Origin of the sequence: Asaia sp. SF2.1 (assembly GCF_000505765.1) — a bacterium.
GTDB lineage: Bacteria > Pseudomonadota > Alphaproteobacteria > Acetobacterales > Acetobacteraceae > Asaia > Asaia bogorensis.
The window spans coordinates 127186-130848 of record NZ_AYXS01000051.1 but is presented as its reverse complement, the minus strand read 5'-3'; the positions used below and the strand labels follow the sequence as shown (position 1 = coordinate 130848).

Here is a 3663-nt window from a genome sequence, read left to right as displayed (position 1 = left end):
CCCCATAAGTCAGTGTTAGCACGAATTCCGATGGCAGGGCCATGCTTTTGTCGAAACGTTCCGGGTATCCCGAGACTGCGTACCGGAGGGGGGATTGATGGAATTTGACGATGTCGAGGTGACTTTGGGCAACAGGGGAAAAAAATCGTCGCGTATCAGCCATATTTCGTCACTCACTGGTAGTCTCGTTAATGTCTGCCCTGTATAGTCAGCCTGTGCCCTTTGAGGGATCTCGACCAGTAATGTCGATCTGTGAACGCAGGTAGGGTAGTCAAGGTAGATTTCCATAATTGACCAAATAAATAACCAGACAAAATTATATAATCATAAGTAAAACTATTGGTGGATCATAAATGCGCGTATTGTGTGTTGCTGAAAGCTCCGGGGCAGGAAGGCCGAGCGACGAGCTCGCGAAAGCGGCGATAGCAGGGTCCCTGTCGATCACGGCCAGCGGCCCTGCCGGGATTGTGGAGACCTTGCGGCGCACGCATTATGATATCGTGATTCTGCAACAGGCCGCTTCGGATACCCGCATCATCCGGCAATTACGCAAAGGGAAGATTGCAGTACCTGTCATCGTTGTTCGTAAAATCGGTTCGGCGGAAGGAGAGGTCGAACTGCTTTCCGCGGGCGCAGATGACTGCGTTGGCGAGGAGACCGATCATAGGGTTCTTCTCGCGCGCTTGCGCGCGGTGGCCAGGCGCGCGGGCGGTCATGACAGCCCAACATTGCAAGTTGGCAGAATGTCGGTCGGTATCGACCGCCGCGAGGTGCACATCGACGGGGCCGTGGTTCCCTTGACCCGAAAGGAATATGATCTTCTCGTCCTTCTCGTCATGCGCAAAAACCAGGTCCTGAGTAAGGAAGTGCTGCTGGATAGCCTTTATAGTGGTGAAGACGAGCCCTTCGGAAAGGTTATCGACGTAATGATTTGCAAGATCAGAAAGAAGATAAGGGCTTTCGGAATAAGCGAGCCATTCACAACCCAATGGGGGATAGGTTATCGACTGAATGAGCCTGCGTTTTCACCAGTGACAATTGTTCTGCCTCAGGAAGAATTGCACGTTCGTACCCCGGCAAGAGAAAATTGCCTCCCTGTGACGGGCGGTATCCATATGCTTGGTTCCATGGCATCGCCTGGACAGGCTCAGAGCTGAGCCAAATCAGGGTATCCAAGACATTGCTTGACTTGTCATGCCTTGGGAAGGTGGCCTGCGAGGTATTGCGTATCGCGCTACCTCGTGGCCCTGTTTAGGCCTCAACGCTATCTGAGCTGTCAGAAATCTGGGTCGTGCTCGAGGCTGTCTTGCCACTGAAGTTGGTGATGTTCGACAATGGGATCGTGGCACCTCCCATCTGAATCTCAAGATCGGAGCTTCCTTTCGTAACGCCTGTCACAATGCCCGTTACGGTAAAGGGCACGTCGGATGTGGTGCCGGTAGAGTCGATCGTTTTTACCGCGACACTGTAAGCGCCGTCCGCCAGTTTGTTACCCGAATTGTCAGTCCCATCCCATGTCCATTTGTTGGCGCCCGAAACAGCGGACCCTGTATCGGTCTTGACGATTTTTCCAGATGAGTCGCTAACGGCGATGGCCACGTTCTGGCCCTGAGTTGCACTGAAACTCAGCGATGCTGCACCGCTCTGAAGGGGCAACGTGGTCGATTTCGCCGTAGCTGTCTGTCCCACCCACTGGCTGCCCGAACTGAGCTGGCTGCTCTCGTTGAGCGAGATAAGGGATGACAGATTGGTGTTGGTTTGCACCTGCTGTTCCACACCGGCGAACTGGACGAGTTCAGAGGTGAACGAGTCAGAACTCATGGGGCTGCTGGGATCCTGATGCTGCAACTGGGTCGTTAGCAACGTCAGAAATGTTGTATAGTTATTCGCAAGGGACGAGAGACCCAAGGCAGCGCTCGAACTCGATGAGGTGCTCGATGACGAAGAGTTGGCCGAAGCTTTTGCGGTGGCCTCAGCGGCCTGAAGCAATGCACTTTCGTTGCTGATCGACGAGGTTGCCAATGTTGTTGCCCTTGTGAAAAAAGTCGAAGCGTTGAATGTCTGTCATCAAGCCGTGATGTTGACGCGGCCATTGGTTGCCAAGGCGGATTCTGAAGCCCGCAATGTAACGCCGGTATCCCCTATGTTATCGGGTTCGGACGTCCCGAGTCTACTCTCTTGCTGTCTGTATCCGGGGTTGGAATTCTGACCACCGCCAGCAAAGTTTTGCCCTTGCATCAATAGGTTCATGCCATTCTGAGCATGATGGTCGTGGGTCTGCGCATTGGACCCGCCAGACATGGATGAGACGATGTCGATTCTGATCGAAGTCGTATCAATTCCAGCTGAATGCAGGGAGGCGATAAGATCGTGTCTGGTTTTGCTCAGGCTTTCCGCAGTGGAATCATCATCGCTCTGAAGGATGATGCGTGTCGCTATCCCATTTTGCCCCTCGAGGCTTAGTTGAATCGGACTCGTATCAGTTGTCTGCAACGTCATAGTCAGTGTCGTCGTCGAGCTGGAGGCAGTCTGTGTCTGGTCACCTTGATTCGTCGTGGTGTCCCATGTCGCTCTTTCCACAGGACTTGAGGCTTTTTGCTGCCCGTCCTCTCTTTGGCCGTTGAGCACCATCGATCCAAAATCGTTGTGTAAGCCCCCGATGGCATCAGCAAGTTGCGCGACCAGCAAAGGCGTCGCTGCCTTTGCCTCAGAGTGATCCTCGGGCGGGTTATCTCCTTTCGACGATGCTCCTTCGCCTTCTGTTCTGCCTGTCGCACCGCCTAACGCTACGACGCCGGACCAGTCACTTTCATAGTTCGGTTCATCTGCTGCGCCAGATTGCGGGGGCGTGACGCTTGCGGCAGGCTTGCCTGCGCTGTCGGAAAGAGATCCGAAATGCGCCTGTCTTTCGCTCTGCTGTACGGTCGCTTGATTGATGATCGGAGAAGTGGGCGTGTTGGTTTGGCTATTGTCTGGCAAGGTCGTGACTACCCAGCCTTTAGCGAGGGTACCATCCGTCAGATATGATGAGCCTCCACCAGTACCAGAGATAACAGCAGCGGACCGTTTCGCCGGCCAAGTCCCTCCTGTTTGGGTTATCGCTGCCGCAGGATCGAATGCGGCGGACGTGTTAATGGTTGGCAGTGATGACAATCTCCCGTCGTCCCGCCCGGTGCTGGCAGAAGCGCCTGACGGGGAGACAGGCCCGACATAGGCCCCAATCGCTGGAGTTGATGATCCTTGCAAGATAGTCAGGGCGCTGCGGCCAAATGTTGTGTCAGGCGTTGTCGGTTGTTGCGTTGCATCGCCAATGAACAGGTTTGTGAGCGGGGTCGCACCGGCGGAGACTGGTTGAGCAAGGGCCGCGAAAGTATCTGATTGCCCCGACAACGCCGGGCTGTGCCGCTGTAAGGAGATATCGGCATTTTGCAGGATTGCTGACTCACTTGGTGCCTGTACCGAAGCGAAGGGCGCTGCATGTGAGAGAATATCGGATCCATTCGACGACGAGCCGTTGGCGAATGCTCGCATGTTGCTCTGCCCGGACGTTGATGCAGAACCCATATCAGAGGGGGCGAGGGCCTGGCTTGAGGCTAGAAAATAGCCCCCTTGCATCACTGCGACCGATGATTGGTTGCTCACGGCTTCGTTGTTGATCGAGCC

3 protein-coding genes are annotated in these 3663 nt (G+C 54.7%); 1 reads left to right on the top strand and 2 read right to left on the bottom strand.

Annotated features, from left to right (window positions below; genetic code table 11):
* Positions 1–467 precede the first annotated feature (467 nt).
* On the top strand, positions 468–1157 hold the full coding sequence (locus tag P792_RS35535) for a response regulator transcription factor (protein WP_235075554.1): 690 nt from the start codon (positions 468–470) through the stop codon (positions 1155–1157).
* 94 nt (positions 1158–1251) lie between these two features.
* Here P792_RS35535 and P792_RS35530 read toward each other — a convergent pair whose 3' ends face one another.
* Both P792_RS35530 and P792_RS37235 read right to left on the bottom strand, forming a co-directional pair.
* Positions 1252–1989 (bottom strand): flagellar hook assembly protein FlgD, encoded by a 738-nt coding sequence (locus P792_RS35530; protein ID WP_255345475.1) that lies wholly within the window; start codon positions 1987–1989, stop codon positions 1252–1254.
* Positions 1990–2067: 78 nt separating this feature from the next.
* On the bottom strand, positions 2068–3663 hold a 1596-nt coding region (locus P792_RS37235), incomplete at its 5' end, for a hypothetical protein (protein WP_161630875.1).